General features: G+C 57.7%; 14 protein-coding genes. 1 reads left to right on the top strand and 13 read right to left on the bottom strand.

Annotation, left to right across the window (positions count from 1 at the left end; genetic code table 11):
* Positions 1–508: 508 nt before the first annotated feature.
* The 13 genes from M2403_RS02915 to rutA form a co-directional block, all read right to left on the bottom strand.
* On the bottom strand, positions 509–1,369 hold the full coding sequence (locus M2403_RS02915; protein WP_259228534.1) for a VOC family protein: 861 nt from the start codon (positions 1,367–1,369) through the stop codon (positions 509–511).
* Positions 1,362–2,471, bottom strand: coding sequence for an alkylhydroperoxidase domain protein (locus tag M2403_RS02910; protein WP_152325544.1), 1,110 nt, complete (start codon positions 2,469–2,471; stop codon positions 1,362–1,364). The genes M2403_RS02915 and M2403_RS02910 overlap by 8 nt, the downstream gene beginning before the upstream one ends.
* Positions 2,468–3,544, bottom strand: coding sequence for a putative FMN-dependent luciferase-like monooxygenase (locus tag M2403_RS02905; protein ID WP_259228533.1), 1,077 nt, complete (start codon positions 3,542–3,544; stop codon positions 2,468–2,470). The genes M2403_RS02910 and M2403_RS02905 overlap by 4 nt, the downstream gene beginning before the upstream one ends.
* A gap of 31 nt (positions 3,545–3,575) precedes the next feature.
* Complete coding sequence (locus M2403_RS02900) at positions 3,576–5,195, bottom strand: ABC transporter ATP-binding protein (RefSeq protein WP_259228532.1); 1,620 nt, start codon at positions 5,193–5,195, stop codon at positions 3,576–3,578.
* The gene (locus M2403_RS02895; RefSeq protein ID WP_152325547.1) at positions 5,192–6,055 is read right to left on the bottom strand and encodes an ABC transporter permease; all 864 of its coding nucleotides are present in this window, start codon (positions 6,053–6,055) and stop codon (positions 5,192–5,194) included. Before M2403_RS02895 ends, M2403_RS02900 begins: the two co-directional genes overlap by 4 nt.
* Positions 6,052–7,011: an ABC transporter permease gene (locus M2403_RS02890; RefSeq protein ID WP_101077266.1), complete on the bottom strand. Its 960-nt coding sequence runs from the start codon at positions 7,009–7,011 to the stop codon at positions 6,052–6,054. Before M2403_RS02890 ends, M2403_RS02895 begins: the two co-directional genes overlap by 4 nt.
* Before the next feature lie 16 nt (positions 7,012–7,027).
* Positions 7,028–8,668 (bottom strand): TIGR04028 family ABC transporter substrate-binding protein, encoded by a 1,641-nt coding sequence (locus tag M2403_RS02885; protein ID WP_152325548.1) that lies wholly within the window; start codon positions 8,666–8,668, stop codon positions 7,028–7,030.
* A 249-nt stretch (positions 8,669–8,917) separates the two neighbouring features.
* Positions 8,918–10,273, bottom strand: coding sequence for a pyrimidine utilization transport protein G (rutG, locus tag M2403_RS02880; RefSeq protein ID WP_152325549.1), 1,356 nt, complete (start codon positions 10,271–10,273; stop codon positions 8,918–8,920).
* 25 nt (positions 10,274–10,298) lie between these two features.
* Positions 10,299–10,817 (bottom strand): NADH-dependent FMN reductase RutF, encoded by a 519-nt coding sequence (gene rutF, locus M2403_RS02875; RefSeq protein ID WP_259228531.1) that lies wholly within the window; start codon positions 10,815–10,817, stop codon positions 10,299–10,301.
* Positions 10,802–11,641 (bottom strand): pyrimidine utilization protein D, encoded by an 840-nt coding sequence (gene rutD, locus M2403_RS02870; protein ID WP_208952224.1) that lies wholly within the window; start codon positions 11,639–11,641, stop codon positions 10,802–10,804. Before rutD ends, rutF begins: the two co-directional genes overlap by 16 nt.
* A gap of 41 nt (positions 11,642–11,682) precedes the next feature.
* On the bottom strand, positions 11,683–12,069 hold the full coding sequence (rutC, locus tag M2403_RS02865) for a pyrimidine utilization protein C (RefSeq protein ID WP_152325552.1): 387 nt from the start codon (positions 12,067–12,069) through the stop codon (positions 11,683–11,685).
* A gap of 26 nt (positions 12,070–12,095) precedes the next feature.
* Positions 12,096–12,863, bottom strand: a complete 768-nt coding sequence (rutB, locus tag M2403_RS02860) for a pyrimidine utilization protein B (RefSeq protein WP_259228530.1) — start codon at positions 12,861–12,863, stop codon at positions 12,096–12,098.
* Positions 12,863–13,954, bottom strand: coding sequence for a pyrimidine utilization protein A (gene rutA, locus M2403_RS02855; protein WP_217153330.1), 1,092 nt, complete (start codon positions 13,952–13,954; stop codon positions 12,863–12,865). Before rutA ends, rutB begins: the two co-directional genes overlap by 1 nt.
* Positions 13,955–14,361: 407 nt before the next feature.
* Here rutA and rutR point away from each other — a divergent pair, with 407 nt between their 5' ends.
* A complete protein-coding gene (rutR, locus tag M2403_RS02850) occupies positions 14,362–15,042 on the top strand; it encodes an HTH-type transcriptional regulator RutR (protein WP_208952226.1) in 681 nt (226 codons plus the stop codon).
* The last annotated feature ends 1 nt before the right edge of the window (position 15,043 follow it).

Below are 15,043 nucleotides of genomic sequence, written 5' to 3'. Positions count from 1 at the left end.
TCTAAATTCAACGGCATTCTGTTTTCTTACTTAACTTTTGGTAAAACCGTCTGCTTATTTTTTTGATGACAATCAGCGGTGAGGTTGCGAATTAGAAAACTGCGGCCGCTTTCAAAACGACGTTGAGTGAGAGGTGAGAAACGGCGAGGTTTTTTTCCGAGCAGGTTCGAACCCGAAGCGAAAGTACCGCGCAGCGGCGGCGTTTGCGGCACTAGCCGGAGTTACTGAAACATAGCCAGCGAGCGGCAGCGCGCAGTTGAAAAGCGCGGGTGTCCAGAGGGCGCGCGCGTTAACGCGCCCTTTGGGCCAGTTTGGGCGGCGAGCCCAAGGTCTTGCGGGTTTGGGTGGCAACCCAAGGTCTTGCAGTGTTTGGGTGGCAACCCAAGGTTTTGCAGTTTTGAACGGCAACCCAAGGTTTTGCAGTTTTGAACGGCAACCCAAGGTTTTGCAGTTTTGAGCGGCAACCCAAGGTTTTGCGGGTTTGGGCGGCGAGCCCACGACCTGGAATTTATTCTTCGCTAAAACTAACCGCCACTCCCAGCGAATCCGCAGCGCGAACCAAAACCCGGCTGGTTAAGTCATTAAACGAAATTTCGCCCACGCGCAGGCTATTGCGCACCGCATCCAGCGACCGGGTCGCAAATTCCAACCCGACCATCCGCGCACTCCCGTTTTCCCCCTCAGGTACGATCCCAAACTCGGCCTGCGCCTGTTGTGGCGTCACAAACCGGACGGTTGCGCGACCGGCGCGTAATGTCACGCCTTCAGCGCTAGTCTGCAAGGCTTCTGCGCCGAACAGTTCGCCGTACACTTTCGCTGCGGCCTGCGGGGAGGCGGCGGAAATCACAAAACCGGTGATGTCCGCGACGCCGTTCGGGTGGTTTTGCCACTCGGTGCGCCACACCAGTTCCGGGGTCAGGTGCTGGCAAAAGAAACTGCGGCCATTGGGCACGCGGTCGGCGGCCAGCGGGACCGTGCGGAACCGTGCATTGGGCGAGGTGCCGTCGTTGAGCGCCACGGGGCGAAAGAATTCTGCCGGTGCTGAACCCGCGATGTTTTGCTGTTGCAGATGATCAAACACGGCGTTCGAATTCTGCGTTTTCCACACCAGACCGGTGAGGCCGAGCGGAGCCTGCCAGAGATCTTTACGCGTATGCGCATTGCCCGGTTCGAAGCCGAGCAGTTCCAGATAGTTTTCGCCGAAAATCGCCAGATGATTGCTGGAACCGAGCGAGTGATGGCCTCGCGGTGTGAGCCGGAAACCGAGACGACGGAACTGCTGCTCGGCACCGTTAAGCTGTTCGGCGACGTTAATCACTACGTGATCGAGCTGCGGAACCGGGCGTTGAGAAGTCTGTGAATCAGTCATTAAACGGTTCTCCCAGCGTTAACATCAGGCGGTTTGCCCAGGCGAAGAACGCCGCAGACTGCGCCAGATCGACGATTTCCAGTTCGTTCAAACCCTGATCGCGCAGTGCCTTAATGTGTTCCGGCGAGGCGACCGGCGGCGTGGCGGAGAGCGCGGCGGCGAAATCAATTTCGGCCTGCCAGCGCGGGGATTGTTCCTTGCTGAGAATGCCGCCCGGCGGGGTGTCGATCAGCCGCTGAACGTCTTCGGTTTGTTTGGAAAGCTGGCTGGCTTTGCGCGAATGCACCGACGCACAGTAAATACAGCCGTTGATTTTGCTCGCTACGGTGGCCGCCAGTTCACGCTCTTTGCGCGGCAGGCCGCCGGACGTGTAGAAAATGCCTTTGTCGGTCAGCGTACGTTGTTCAAGCACCGGCAGGTTACGGCCTAACAGGCGGAAATAGTCGGAATCGGTATGGCCAAATTTCGCCAGAATCGCCTGCTGGGCTTCATCAAATTCCTCCAGCTTTTTGGACGGGATCCACGGTTCCCAGCCAAGCTCTTCCTGCGTGAATGCCTGCGGTGCGTCGCGGCCGCTGTGGGTATTCGGTTCAGTGCGCCAGAACGCGGCGCCGACCGGTTTATTGCTGGCGTTTTCCACCGGTTTGCCGCCAATCAGACGGTAGCTGCGCAGCGCGCGGCTCTGGAAACTGACGAAAGCAATCAGCTGCGAAATCGTGACGATGGCATCCACCGACCAGCCCGCTTTTTTCAGTGCCTGTAAATGTGCAGGCGTGGCGCTGGCGGGTTTGAAGCTCAGGCGTTCGCCGTGAGTCAGCGCGGCGTCGAGACGGGCGGTTTCGTCGATGTCCGGCAAATCCTGCAAACGCTCAGAATAGTGATTGGTGAGCTGTGAATCGCCGTGCCAGCGCGCGACGTTTTGCGCTAAACGCAGACGCTCGGCAAGCGTGAAATCCACGCCGTCCTGTTCGGTAAACAGCGCATCGTAACTGCCTTGCGCGTGGCGGGTCGCGGCGTCGCGGGTGTCGCGTGCCTGTTTCAGTTCAGAAGACGGCGCGATTTCAGCCAGTTTTTCCAGCAGATCAGTCGAATAAGTGGTCATAAGTTGTCCTGTGTAAATGCAGCCTTTGAGAGCGTAGGGTCGGCGGAAGAGGTGGAAACACGGCGCTGCGGCGTGCGGCGAACCCAGCCAAGGGCTGGCGCGACGTGACGCGCAATCAGTTCAATGGAACGCAAAATGTAAGGATGCGGCGGATCGATAGAATGCACCTGAAACGCCAGATCGGTGACGCGGGCCAGTGCGGTGTCGGCCTGTAGCGTGGCGGTGACCTGCTCCGCGGTGCCAAGATGCACGTCGAAGGTGCGGATGTAATCATCCAGCGTATCGCCTTTCACAATCTGTCCGCTGGCACGGTGATTTTCGGCCTGACGGCGTAAACCTTTTTGCGCCAGTTCGCGGGCTTCGTCGCCGTTTTCGGTCACAAATGCCGTGCGTGAGCCCATGATGCGCGGCGCAACGCCGTCCGGCAGCGCGTCGAGATAGGCATCGATAATCGGGTTTTGCAATTCGTCGAGACGCAGGTCTGGCGCATTCGCCGGGCGTGGCTGGGTGCGCGAAAGCATCAGCCCGTCGCCGGATTTACCGGCACGTGCGCCGCCGTCAACCGAGAATGTGGCCTGCCAGACGCGTTTTTCCAGATGCGGTGCCGCCGGATACAACCGGTTATCGGTGCCCGCCAGCGGTTCGCCGCGCCAGGCGGTCAGCAGGGTTTGCAGATTATGGCTAAACACCGCACCGCGCTCGCTGCTTTCAAAGCCGAACGGCAGAAATGACGACGGCGTGCCGCCGGAACCCAGCCCGATTTCAAGCCGTCCGCCGGAGAGTAAATCCAGCACGGCGGTGTCTTCTGCCACGCGCAGCGCATTTTCCATCGGCAGCGTAATCACGCCGGTGCCGAGACGGATAAAGCGGGTATGCGCCGCGACCTGAGCAAGGAAGACCAGCGGTGCGGGCAGGCCGCCTTCCGCTTCGTGAAAATGGTGCTGCGCGACCCACGCGGAGTCGAAACCCAGCTGCTCGGCGTGAATAATTTGCTCGGTCGCCAGCCGGTAACGTTCCTGCGCGCTGGTGTTATCCAGAAGTCGGGTGAAAAACCCAAGACGTTTGCTGCTCATAATGTCCCTCTTTTCTTTTTCATGTGCTGACTCAGGCGGCGCGGTGGCGGCCGGGGATCGCATCAATCAGCTGCCGTGTGTAATCGTTGGAAGGCAGCGCAAACACGTCTTCCACGTTGCCGGAATCCACCTGTTGCCCGCGGTTGAGCACCGAGACGCTGTGGGAGATTTGCCGGACGGTCGCCAGATCATGCGAGATAAATAAATAGGTCAGGCCGAGTGAATCCTGTAGCTCCCGGAGCAGGGTCAGGATTTGCGCCTGTACGGTGACGTCGAGCGCCGAGGTCGCTTCGTCGAGTACCAGTACTTTTGGTTCGAGGATCAGCGCCCGCGCAATCGCCACGCGCTGACGCTGGCCGCCGGAAAGCTCACGCGGTTTGCGGCCCAGCAGTTCTTCCGGCAGCGCCACGCGGCGGGCGATATCCAGAACGCGCTCACGGCGTACGGCTGACGGGATTTTTTCGAAGTTCAGCAGCGGTTCTTCAATCACGCTGAACAAGGTCTGCGACGGATCCAGCGAGGCGAACGGGTTCTGATAGACCAGCTGAATTTTACGGCGTACCTGACGCAGCGCTTCGCCTTTGAGGCGCGTGATGTCTTCGCCGTCGATCAATACGCGGCCGCTGTCCGGTTTCTGAAAACCGAGCAGAATGCGCGCCAGCGTGGTTTTACCCGAGCCGGATTCGCCGACCAGAGAATGCGTGGTGCCGCGCGGAATGCTGAACGAAACGTTATCAACGGCGCGGAATGCTGCCTGATGTTTACCGCCCAGGGAGAAATCATGGGTGACATTTTCGACCAACAGCACCGGTTCGGCGACGGCGGCAATATGCGCGCGGTGTCGGCCGGAAAGGGCAGGAACGTCGGCAAACAGCTGGCGGGTGTAATCGCTTTTCGGCGCGTTCAGCACTTCCGCCGTCACGCCCTGTTCCTGCACCTGGCCGTGGCGGAACACCAGTAAACGGTCGGCGCGTTCGGCGGCAATCGCCAGATCGTGCGTGACCAGCAAAACAGCGGTGCCGGATTCGCGGCGCAAATCGTCAATCAAATCCAGAATGCGTTTTTGCACCGTGACGTCGAGTGCGCTGGTCGGTTCGTCGGCAATGATCAGCGCCGGTTGCAGCGCAATGGCAATCGCAATCAGCACTCGCTGTTTCATGCCACCGGAAAGCTCGTGCGGATACTGTTTCGCGCGCTGTTCCGGGTGCGTAAGGCCGACACGGGTCAGCAGTTCCACCACGCGTGCGTCGCGCTGAACACGCGGCAGACGCTGGTGGATATCCAGAATTTCGGCAACCTGCGAACCGATAGTTTTCACCGGATCCAAAGAACTGGTCGGGTCCTGCGGGATCAGGCTGATGCGTGCGCCGCGCAGGGCATCAAGGCGGCGCTGCGACCACTGGCTGATGTCGGTGCCGTTCAGGCGGATTTCGCCCTGTTCGATATGACCGTTCTCCGCCAGCAGGCCGATGATCGACTGCGCGGTAGTGGTTTTACCGGAACCGGATTCGCCCACCAGTGCCAGCACTTCTCCGGCGTTAATGGAAAATGAGACGTTGTGGACGACAGCTTTGCCGTCATAGGCAATCGTCAGATTATCCAGCTCAAGAACGGGTGCGGCGTGGTTATTCAAAATTGCCTGTGTGCTCATCGCGTTCTCCTGCGTAATGACTGGCTGATGCGGTTGGCGGAAAGCACCACCAGCACCACGACGATGCCGGGGAAGGTGGTCAGCCACCAGGCGGTTGAAATGTAGTTACGGCCTTCGGCAATCAGTAAACCCCATTCCGGCGTTGGCGGCGGTGTGCCGTAACCGAGGAAACTCAGGGTGGAAATCGCCAGAATCGCACTGCCAAATTGCAATGCCGAGAAGGCGATGACCGAGGTCAGCGAGTTCGGCAGAATGTGCCGCCAGAGGATCGAGAAGAAGGTGCCGCCGCTGCCATAGGCCGCTTCGACGTAATCGCTGTGGCGCACCAATACCACTTCGGCGCGGGCGAGGCGGGCGAAGTTGGCGACGGAGGTGACCCCGACGGCAATCGCCGCGTGAACCGTGCCGAAGCCGAGCAAAATGATGACGCTTAGCGACAACAGCAGGCCGGGAATCGACAGCAACACGTCGTTGATGCGCATGACAATTGCATCAACAATGCCGCCGCTGGCACCGGCTGCCAGCCCTAATGCGGTGCCGAACACCAGCCCGAGCGCCACGGCGACCAGTGCGCCGGAGAGTGAATGCGACGCGCCGTAAACGATGCGGGCGTAAACATCGCGGCCGAGCTGATCGGTGCCCAGCCAGTGACCGGCCTGCGGAGCCAGACGCTGTGCGCCCGCGATGCCTTCGGTGCCGCTGTAACCGGTAAACCAGCCGGGCGCGACCGCCCATAAAATCACGGTCGCGATCACCAGCCAGGCGATGATCAGCCCCGGTTGTAAACGGGCCGGTTTCCAGCGGCGGCGCTGTGTGGCGGGCAGGGAAAGAGTGCTTTTACCCAGCGGTAAGCTGCTCATGCGGTGGCTCCCTTTGAGTTTTTCGAAGCGTTAGCTTTAAGACGCGGATCAAGCAGCGGATAAAGCAAATCAACCAGTAAATTGATGCCGACAAAAGCGGCGGCGGAAATCACCACAATCGCCTGTAAAACCGCGACGTCCTGATTGTTCACCGCCTGCTGCGTCAGTTGCCCGAGGCCGTTCAGGCCAAATACCGTTTCGGTGATCAGCGCCCCGGCGATCAGTTCGCCAAACAGCAAACCGGCGATAGTCAGCACCGGAAGCAGGGCGTTGCGCGCCACATGACGCCACAGCACGCCGCTGCGGCTGGCCCCCTTGGCGCGGGCGACGGCGACGAACGGCTGGGTCTGCACCTGATCAATGCTGCGGATAAGAATTTGCGCCAGCGGTGCGGAAATCGGCACGGCCAGCGTCACCACCGGTAAAATCAGCCCGACCCATTCCCCCGGATTGATCACCGGGATCCAGCGCAAATGGAAAGAGAAAAACTGAATCAGCGCGATGCCGAGCCAGAAGGTCGGAATGGAAATAAACAGCGACGGCACCGACTGCAACAGGTTTTTCAGCCAGCCGAAATGCAGCAGGCTGGAGATAAACGCCAGCGCAAAGGCCACCACGGCGGCCAGTGCGAAGCCCATCAGCGCCAGCCGCAAGGTCGGCGGAAAGTTGCTGCTGAGTAATTCAGTGACCGGTACGCCAGCCTGAATCGAATAGCCCAGATCCCCGCGCAGGAAATTCCCCAGCGTATGCAGATATTGCTGCACCAGCGGCACATCCGCGCCGTAGGCCGCGCGCATATCCGCGATTTGCGCCGGGCTCAGCCCCATGTCCGGGTTCTGGAATTTAATCAGAATGGCATCGCCAGGCAGCACTTGCAGGAGAATGAAAGAGACGGTAAACGCCGCCCACAACACCAGCAAAGCCTGCCCGAACCGGCCGCTAACGTATCGGTTCATGATTCACTCCTGCCTGTTAGTGCTTTTCAAGCCATGCGCCGTAGAAGCTCGGACGGCCAACGGCTTCGAAGCTCACGCCTTTAAAATAAGGCGCACCGGCAAAGACCTGCGGTTCTTCGAAAATCGGAATGACGTAAGCCTGATCGAGCAGGTAGTTCTGCACGTCACCGGCCAGGGCCAGACGTTTTTTCGGATCCACTTCAGCTGAAATCGCCACCAGCAGGTCGTTCAGTTTGTCGTCACGGAAACTTTTCACCTTGCTGCTCAGGCCGCCTTTTTGCAGCAGCGCATCGCGGTTGGTCGGGTAAAAGGAGCTTTTGATGACGTCCGGATCGGCGCGACCGACTTCCACCACGTTCGCCGGAGTTTTTTCAGGATCCAGGTTGTCCGCCACGCGGCTGCCCGCGTCACCGGCCAGAATGTTCAGCTTCGCGCCGACCTGATTCCACTGCTGTGAAACCAGCTGCAAGACTTCTTTGTTTTGCGGCTGCGGCAGGGATTCATAAATGGTCAGCGACAGCGTTTTGCCATCTTTCTGGCGCAGGCCGTTCGGGCCCGGTTTCCAGCCTGCTTCATCCAGCAGTTTTTTCGACAGCGTCGGGTCATAAGTCAGTTTGTTGCTCAGATCCACGTAACCGGCGGCGGTTTTAGCGATGACGGAGGTGGCCTGCGGATAGTTTGGCGAGAACAGCGTATCGACCACCTGTTTGCTGTTGGTGGCGTGCAGCAGCGCCTGACGGACTTTGAGATCAGATACCAGCGCGTTGTCCGGACGGAACGAAATGCTGTCGTTCACGCCTTTGGTTGGCGCGGCATAAATCGGGAAGTTCTGGTCTTTGGCCTGTTTCTCGTCATACGCCTGAACCTGACGGATGAAATCTGCCTGACCGGCCAGCAGCGCGCCGATACGCACGCTGTCTTCGCCGGTGACGATCACTTTGATGCCGTCGAGATTGGCGCGGCCCTGCTGTTTGAGGTTTTTCGGCCCCCAGTTGTAATCTTTGCGCGCCGTCAGATCGACTTCACGACCGAGCGTTTCCTTGCTGACGACGAACGGGCCGGAACCGATGATGTGTGTCGCGTCACCCAGCGCATCAAAATTGCGATCCAGCGTGCTCAGTGATACCAGCCCGGAGCCGATGGTCGCCGTGCCTTGCAGGAAGCCCGGTGAGGATTTTTTGAAGTAGAACTTCACGGTCAGCGGGTCAATCACTTCGCTGTGGTCGTAGTTATTAATCACTTCGGAAACCGGCAGATGGCGTTCTTTATTGCCCAGCCCGTAGGTGTCGAAGTTTTTCGCCACGGCGTTAGCATCAAGCGGCGTGCCGTCGGAGAAGGTCACGCCCGGACGCAGTTTGAAGGTGTATTCGGTTTTGTCGGCGTTGAAGCTCCAGGACTCAGCAATCCACGGTTCGACTTCCAGCGTCTGCGGGTTCTGATAGGTCAGTTTGTCGGTGATCTGATTGAGGATGCCGCCGTTCGGGTAAAAGCCACCGGCCGGAGGATACAAATTGGTGTGCGCCTGTTGTTCGAGATAAACCAGTGTTCCGCCCTTAACCGGTGTTGCGTCGGCGGCAAAAACGGCGGAAGAACTGGTGATCAATACCCCTAAAGCCAGTGCGCGTGTGACCGCGTTTTTCCGGCGAAGAATGTGCATAGTGAGACCCTTTTTATTTTTGGCGATGTCTGGCAGATGAATCACTTTTTATTCATATAGAACGAAAGTGCTGGTTCCATAACAAACCAATTTAAAGGGGAGGTGAACGAAGGAATTTCGCATTACTTAGCTGCAATGTGGGAATGTGTGAGGCGCAGAAAGAAAAAAACCAGCGGCTAATCCGGACGGGTGGACCGGATAACCGCTGGCGATCATCAAAAATGATGAGCTAAGGAGAAACTGAGGTCGTCAGTGATCTTTTAATGCAGCTTCTGTGCCAGTTTTTATTTCCGGCTGCGTTTTTACCTGTTTGCTGCGGCTGAGGAAAGCGTTCAGCAAAATTGCGCCAAACGTTGCTGTGCCGATACCGCCCATGCTGAAGCCGCCCAGACTCAGGGTAAAGTTGCCTGCGCCCAGTACCAGCGTGACCGCAACCATGATGAGATTGCCGTTAAGACCCAGATCCACCTGGTTTTGTACCCAGATGCGCGCACCGGCGACGGCAATCAATCCGAACACCACAATCGACGCGCCGCCCAATACCGGACCGGGAATGGTGTGGATCAGTGCACCAAATTTGGGCGAAAAGCCCAACACAATGGCAACAATGGCAGCAGCGACGAAAATCAGCGTGGAATAAATTTTTGTGACCGCCATGACGCCGATGTTTTCCGCGTAGGTTGTCACGCCGGTTCCGCCCGCAGAGGCTGACAGTAATGTCGCCAGCCCGTCGCCGACAAACGCGCGGCCCATGTATGGATCGAGATTTTTACCGGTCATGCCCGCGACCGCTTTAATGTGCCCGAGGTTTTCCGCCACCAGAATCACGGCCACCGGCGCAATCATCAGCATTGCGTGGGTGCTGAACACCGGCGTGGTGATGGTCGGCAGGCCAAACCACGGCGCCTGCGCGACGGTAGTGAAATCTACCGGCGCGCCCAGCCCCATGACGTTTGTGACCAGCATATAGATCAGATACGCCGCCACCAGCCCGAGCAGCAGAAGTAAACGCTGCACCAGCCCGCGGGTGAAAACGGCCACTGAGCCAATACACAGCACGGTGACCACCGCCATCCAGCTGTCAAACGACGACGCGGAGACGCTGTTAATGGCAATCGGCGCGAGGTTCAGACCAATTGCCATCACCACCGCACCGGTCACGACCGGCGGCATCAGGCGTTCAATCCAGCGCGTACCGACGGCCATCACCACAAAACCAATCAGCGTATAAATGACGCCGCAGGCAATAATCCCGCCGAGCGCGACGCCGATATTCGGGTTTGCGCCGTGGCCGCTGTAGCCGGTCACCGCAATCACCAGCCCGACAAACGCCGCGCTCGACCCGAGGTAACTCGGCACGCGTCCGCCGACCACCAGGAAAAACAGCAGGGTGCCGATGCCGGACATCAGGATCGCCATGTTGGCGTCAAACCCCATCAGCAGCGGCATTAATACCGTCGCGCCGAACATGGCGACGGTATGTTGCAGCCCCATAATCACCGTCGGCCCTAACGGCAGCCGTTCGTCCGGCGCAATAACGGCGCCATCCAGATTGCCTTCTCTTTTACGCCACTTTGGAAACCAGGAGGTATTGGTATTTGCCATGCTGCAATTCCCTAATCAGGTTGAGTTAACAGGCTGACTGCCGCATCAGCGGGTGATAGCGGCGGTCGAAATACACCAGTCCGTGGCGTTCGTCGTTGCGGGTGATCGCGACGGCTTCGCAAAACAAAATATCGTGGGTGCCGACGCGGGTGACTTGCGTGATTTTGCAATCAAACGAGACCAGCGCATCGCTGAGAATGGGAGAACCGGTGGAAAGGGATGACCATTCGGCGGCCTCAAAGCGTTGTTCCATTGGCGTTTTTCCGCCGAATAAATTCGACAGCGATTCATGACAGTCGGCGAGCGTGTTGACGCACAGCACCTGATTTTCGGTAAATGCCGGATACACCGACGCCGAGCGGTTCAGGCAAACGAGCAGGGTCGGCGGTGAGTCGGTGACGCTGCACACGGCGGATGCGGTAAAGCCCGCGCGACCGCCGGGGCCGTCGGTGGTGATAATGTTAACGGCGGAACCGAGATGCGCCATCGCATCGCGAAACGCTTGTTTTTCAACGGCTGGCATAGCGGTTAATGTTTCGGCCATGTTGTCTCCGTGGGCAGGCGATGGGAAGGCGCGGCAGGTTTTTGCGATGAATGCCGTTGCAGCCATTCCAGTAAAATCGGGTTAAACGTTTCCGGGTCGGTCACGCTCATGGCATGGCCGCCGTACAACATTTGTGTGTGTTCACCGTTCGGCAGGCGTTCGGCAAGATCGGCAGAACGCATCCACGGCACCAGCAAATCATCTTTGCAGCTGAACGCCAGCGTGGGCGCGATGACCTGCCCGAGCGTTTGGGTCAGATCGGAATTCATCAGCGCCTGTAAACGGTGAAGCAGATTTTCCATTCCCTGAAAATGCGCCACCTGATGCTGGCGCTCATCCTGAAGTAATGCGTCGTTGGCCGACAGCCAGTCGCCCGGATACAGAAACAGCGGTTGCGCCTGCACGTAGGCATCGACGCCGCTGTTGAGCAGTAAATTCTGGCGGACTTCAAAGCACCGGCGCGTCTGGTTGTCGAGCTTCGCCCAGCCGTTGATCACCACCAGGCTTTGCAGCAGCGCGGGATAACGCAGTGCCAGATGCAGGCCAATAATGCCGCCGAGCGCGTGACCTGCCAGATGGCAGCGGGTGATATCCAGTTCGTTGAGCAGTCCGGCGAGTTCATCGGCCATATCTTCCATCCGGTAACCGGCGGGCACTGTGCCTTTGCTGACGCCGGTTCCGTGCTGGTCATAAATGATGACGCGAAAATGCTCGCTCAGCATCGCCAGCTGGGGTTGCCAGAAACTGCCTGAACCGCCGAGGCCGGAGGAAAGCACCACGGTTTCGGCGTCTGCATTATTCTTACCCAATACCTTGTAATACATGATGTTTCCTCAAGGTCTTCAGGAGAACGGATCCCGGCGTTTTACTTGCCGATGTGCGCGATGGTGGCGATTTCAATCAGCGCGCCCGGTTTGACCAGCCCGCACTGAATGCAGAACCGCGCCGGTTTTTCGCCCGGAAAGTACTCAGCGTAAACCTGATTCACGGCGGCGTAATTCGCCCAGTCGGTTATGAAAATCGAGTTCATGGTGACGTCATCCATTGCGCCGCCTGCGGTTTCAATCACGCTTTTAATGGTTTCCAGCACATGGCGGGTTTGCGCGGCGGCATCGCCCAGATGCACGACGTTATTGTCTTTATCAAAAGGCAGTGTGCCGGAGACGTAGACCACGCCGTCGGCCAGCGTTCCCGGAACAAACGGTGCCAGCGGAACGCCGCTGCCAGCCGGAATAATGGCACTTTTAGGCATATTGCTATTTCCTCTTCATAAAGCCGTTATGCGGCGTTTTGTTTAGCGTCATAACCCACGGCGTCGCAGAAGTTGCGGACGCTGGAGACCCAGCCGAAGAACGTTTCGATGTTATAAATCGCCGCTTTTTGCGCGAATTCCGGGCCAGCCTGATGGGTGGCGTCTTCAAGCACCACGCCGAAATATTCGAGGAAGAAACCGTCACGCAGCGTGGATTCCACACACACGTTGGTAGCGATGCCGGTAAACACCAGATGGTGAATGCCGTAACTGCGCAGCAAGCTGTCGAGCTGGGTGTTGAAGAATCCGCTGTAGCGCGGTTTTGGCAGCACGATGTCGCCCGGCTGTGGCCGGAGTTCATCCACCAGGTCGTAATCCCAGTCGCCTTTTGCCAGTAATTTGCCCATCAGCTCCGGGCGTTTACGCATGGTTTTCAGCGCGTTGGATTTGTGGAAATTTGGCGAACCGGCACCCCCGGCCTCGACGTACTGGTTGTCCCAGCCGTTCTGGAAGAAGATCACTTTGATGCCTGCGGCACGCGCGGCGGCAATCGCCACTTTGATGTTGGCGATCACCGGTGCGGTGGCGGAAACGTCAAAACCGGCTAAATCCAGATAACCGCCCTGCGAGGCGTACGCATTCTGCATATCGACCACAATCAGCGCCGTTTGCTGTGGCGTAAACGCAATGGCTTCCGGGCGGGCCGTGAGAATGGTTTCCTCACCGCTGTTTTTGGGGTCGCGGCGAACCACGTTCAGTTCATCAACCGCTTTGGGTTTCTCAAACAAAGTCATCAGGCCACCTCTTTCTGCTGCGTTGCGATGTGCTGGCGGGTTTTCATTAATGGCTGGATGAAACGGCCAAAGTTTTCGATGCCTTCTACGAAATCGTCGAAGGTCAGCAACACGCCACCTGCGCCGGGCACGGTGTCGATTTCATCAAGCATTCTGGCGACGCTGGCGTAGGAGCCGACCAGCGTACCCATGTTGATATTGACCGCCGACGTGGGATCGGCCATCTGGCGGACATTGGTGTCAGCACCGGATTTGGTATCTTTGCTGCTCTGGTCGGTGAGCCACGCCAGCGCACCGGCATCGGCACCGTCTTTATACAGTTCCCATTTGGCGCGGGCGGCGGCGTCGGTTTCATCCGCAATGACCATAAAGAGAATGTAAGAGGAGACATCGCGGCCTTCGGCTTCCGCCGCCGTTTTCATACGTGCAGCGGTCGGCGCAAACGCGGTTGGCGTGTTAACGCCTTTGCCAAAACAGAAGTTGAAATCGGCGTGTTTAGCAGAGAACGCCATGCCTGCGTCGCTTTGTCCGGCGCAGATCACTTTCATTTCAGACTGCGGGCGCGGGCTCACACGGCAGTCGTCCATCTTGAAGAATTCGCCGTCGAGCGTGCAGTGGCCGGTGCCCCACAGGTCGCGCAGGACGCTGACATATTCGGTCAGATAGTCATAACGGCGGCTGAAATAGTCGTCGCCCGGCCACATGCCCATTTGTTCGTATTCCGGTTTCTGCCAGCCAGTGACGACGTTCACGCCGAAACGACCGTTGGAGATGGAATCAATCGTGGCCGCCATGCGCGCCACGATTGCCGGTGGCATCACCAGCGTGGCGGCGGTGGCGTAGAGCTGGATGCGGGAGGTCACGGCGGCAAGGCCCGCCATCAGCGTGAACGACTCCATGTTGTGTTCCCAGAATTCGGTTTTACCGCCGAAGCCGCGCAGTTTGATCATCGAGAGCGCGAAGTCAAAATGGTAGTGTTCCGCCTTCTGCACGATGGTTTTGTTCAGTTCAAAAGTCGGTTTGTACTGTGGCGCTGTTTCAGAAATTAACCAGCCGTTGTTGCCGATAGGAATGAAGACACCGATTTTCATAGCTCACCTCAGTTGAATATTTGTTTTTCAATACAAGGGCTTGCGAAAATCTCTGCGCGGCTTGAGTGCGTCCTGCGGGTTCCGAATTGCACCGTGCTGAAATTTCCTAACGGGGTGAGTATTGCAAGGGCAGTGCCACTTTTTTAAATGTTATGGTTATCAATAAGTTAAAAATGTGTTTTGACTTGTGGTGGAGCAAACGGTCTGTTTCAGACCATTTGGTCAAAACAAACTGCACATAAATCAGGCAGGAATGTCCGCAAATGGTGCATTTTTGTTAAATAACACAATTATTGTGGTTATTTATTTGTTGTTTAATTGACCGGACTTATAGCGATAGTCGCGTTTATCCCTATTTGTTATGATTTCTCCCTTGCTGTTTGTCTCAGGAAATCCTTGTGAAGCCATTGGTCGAACCTCCTCAGCCCGCCGCCGGGGAAAGCAACTCCCGCAAAACCGGGGTGAAAGCACCGACGCGCCGCTCGCGGGCGGTCGCCGCCAAACGTGGCAATATCATGGCCGCCGCGCTGGAGTTTTTCTCGCTGTACGGCATTCACGGCACCAGCCTGGATCAGGTCGCTGAGCGTGCCGATGTCTCAAAAACCAATCTGCTGTATTACTTCCCGTCGAAAGAAGATCTGTATATCGCCGTGCTGAAAGGCCTGCTGGATATCTGGCTGGCACCGCTGAAAGCGCTGCAACGGGATCAGCATCCGCTGGAAGCGATACGTGAATATATCCGCCTGAAACTCTGTGTTTCACGCGATCATCCGCAGGCGTCGCGACTGTTTTGTCTGGAGATGGTGCAGGGCGCGCCGCTGCTGAAACAGGAACTTGGCGGCAGCCTGAAAACGCTGGTGGAAGATAAATCGGATGTGATCCGCGGCTGGATCAAAGATGAATTAATTGCGCCGGTTGACCCGATGCAGCTGATTTTTATGCTGTGGGCAACCACCCAGCATTACGCCGATTTTGGTGTGCAGGTGGAAGCCATCACCGGCAAAACGCTCAACGATCCTGAATTTTTCGAACTGACCGTGAGCAACGTGCAGCGCATTATTACCGAAGGCATACAGCTTCGGGCTTGAA

The sequence above is a fragment of the Rahnella sp. BIGb0603 genome (assembly GCF_024808755.1).
GTDB lineage: Bacteria > Pseudomonadota > Gammaproteobacteria > Enterobacterales > Enterobacteriaceae > Rahnella > Rahnella contaminans.
This window is presented reverse-complemented; position numbering and strand designations above follow the sequence as displayed.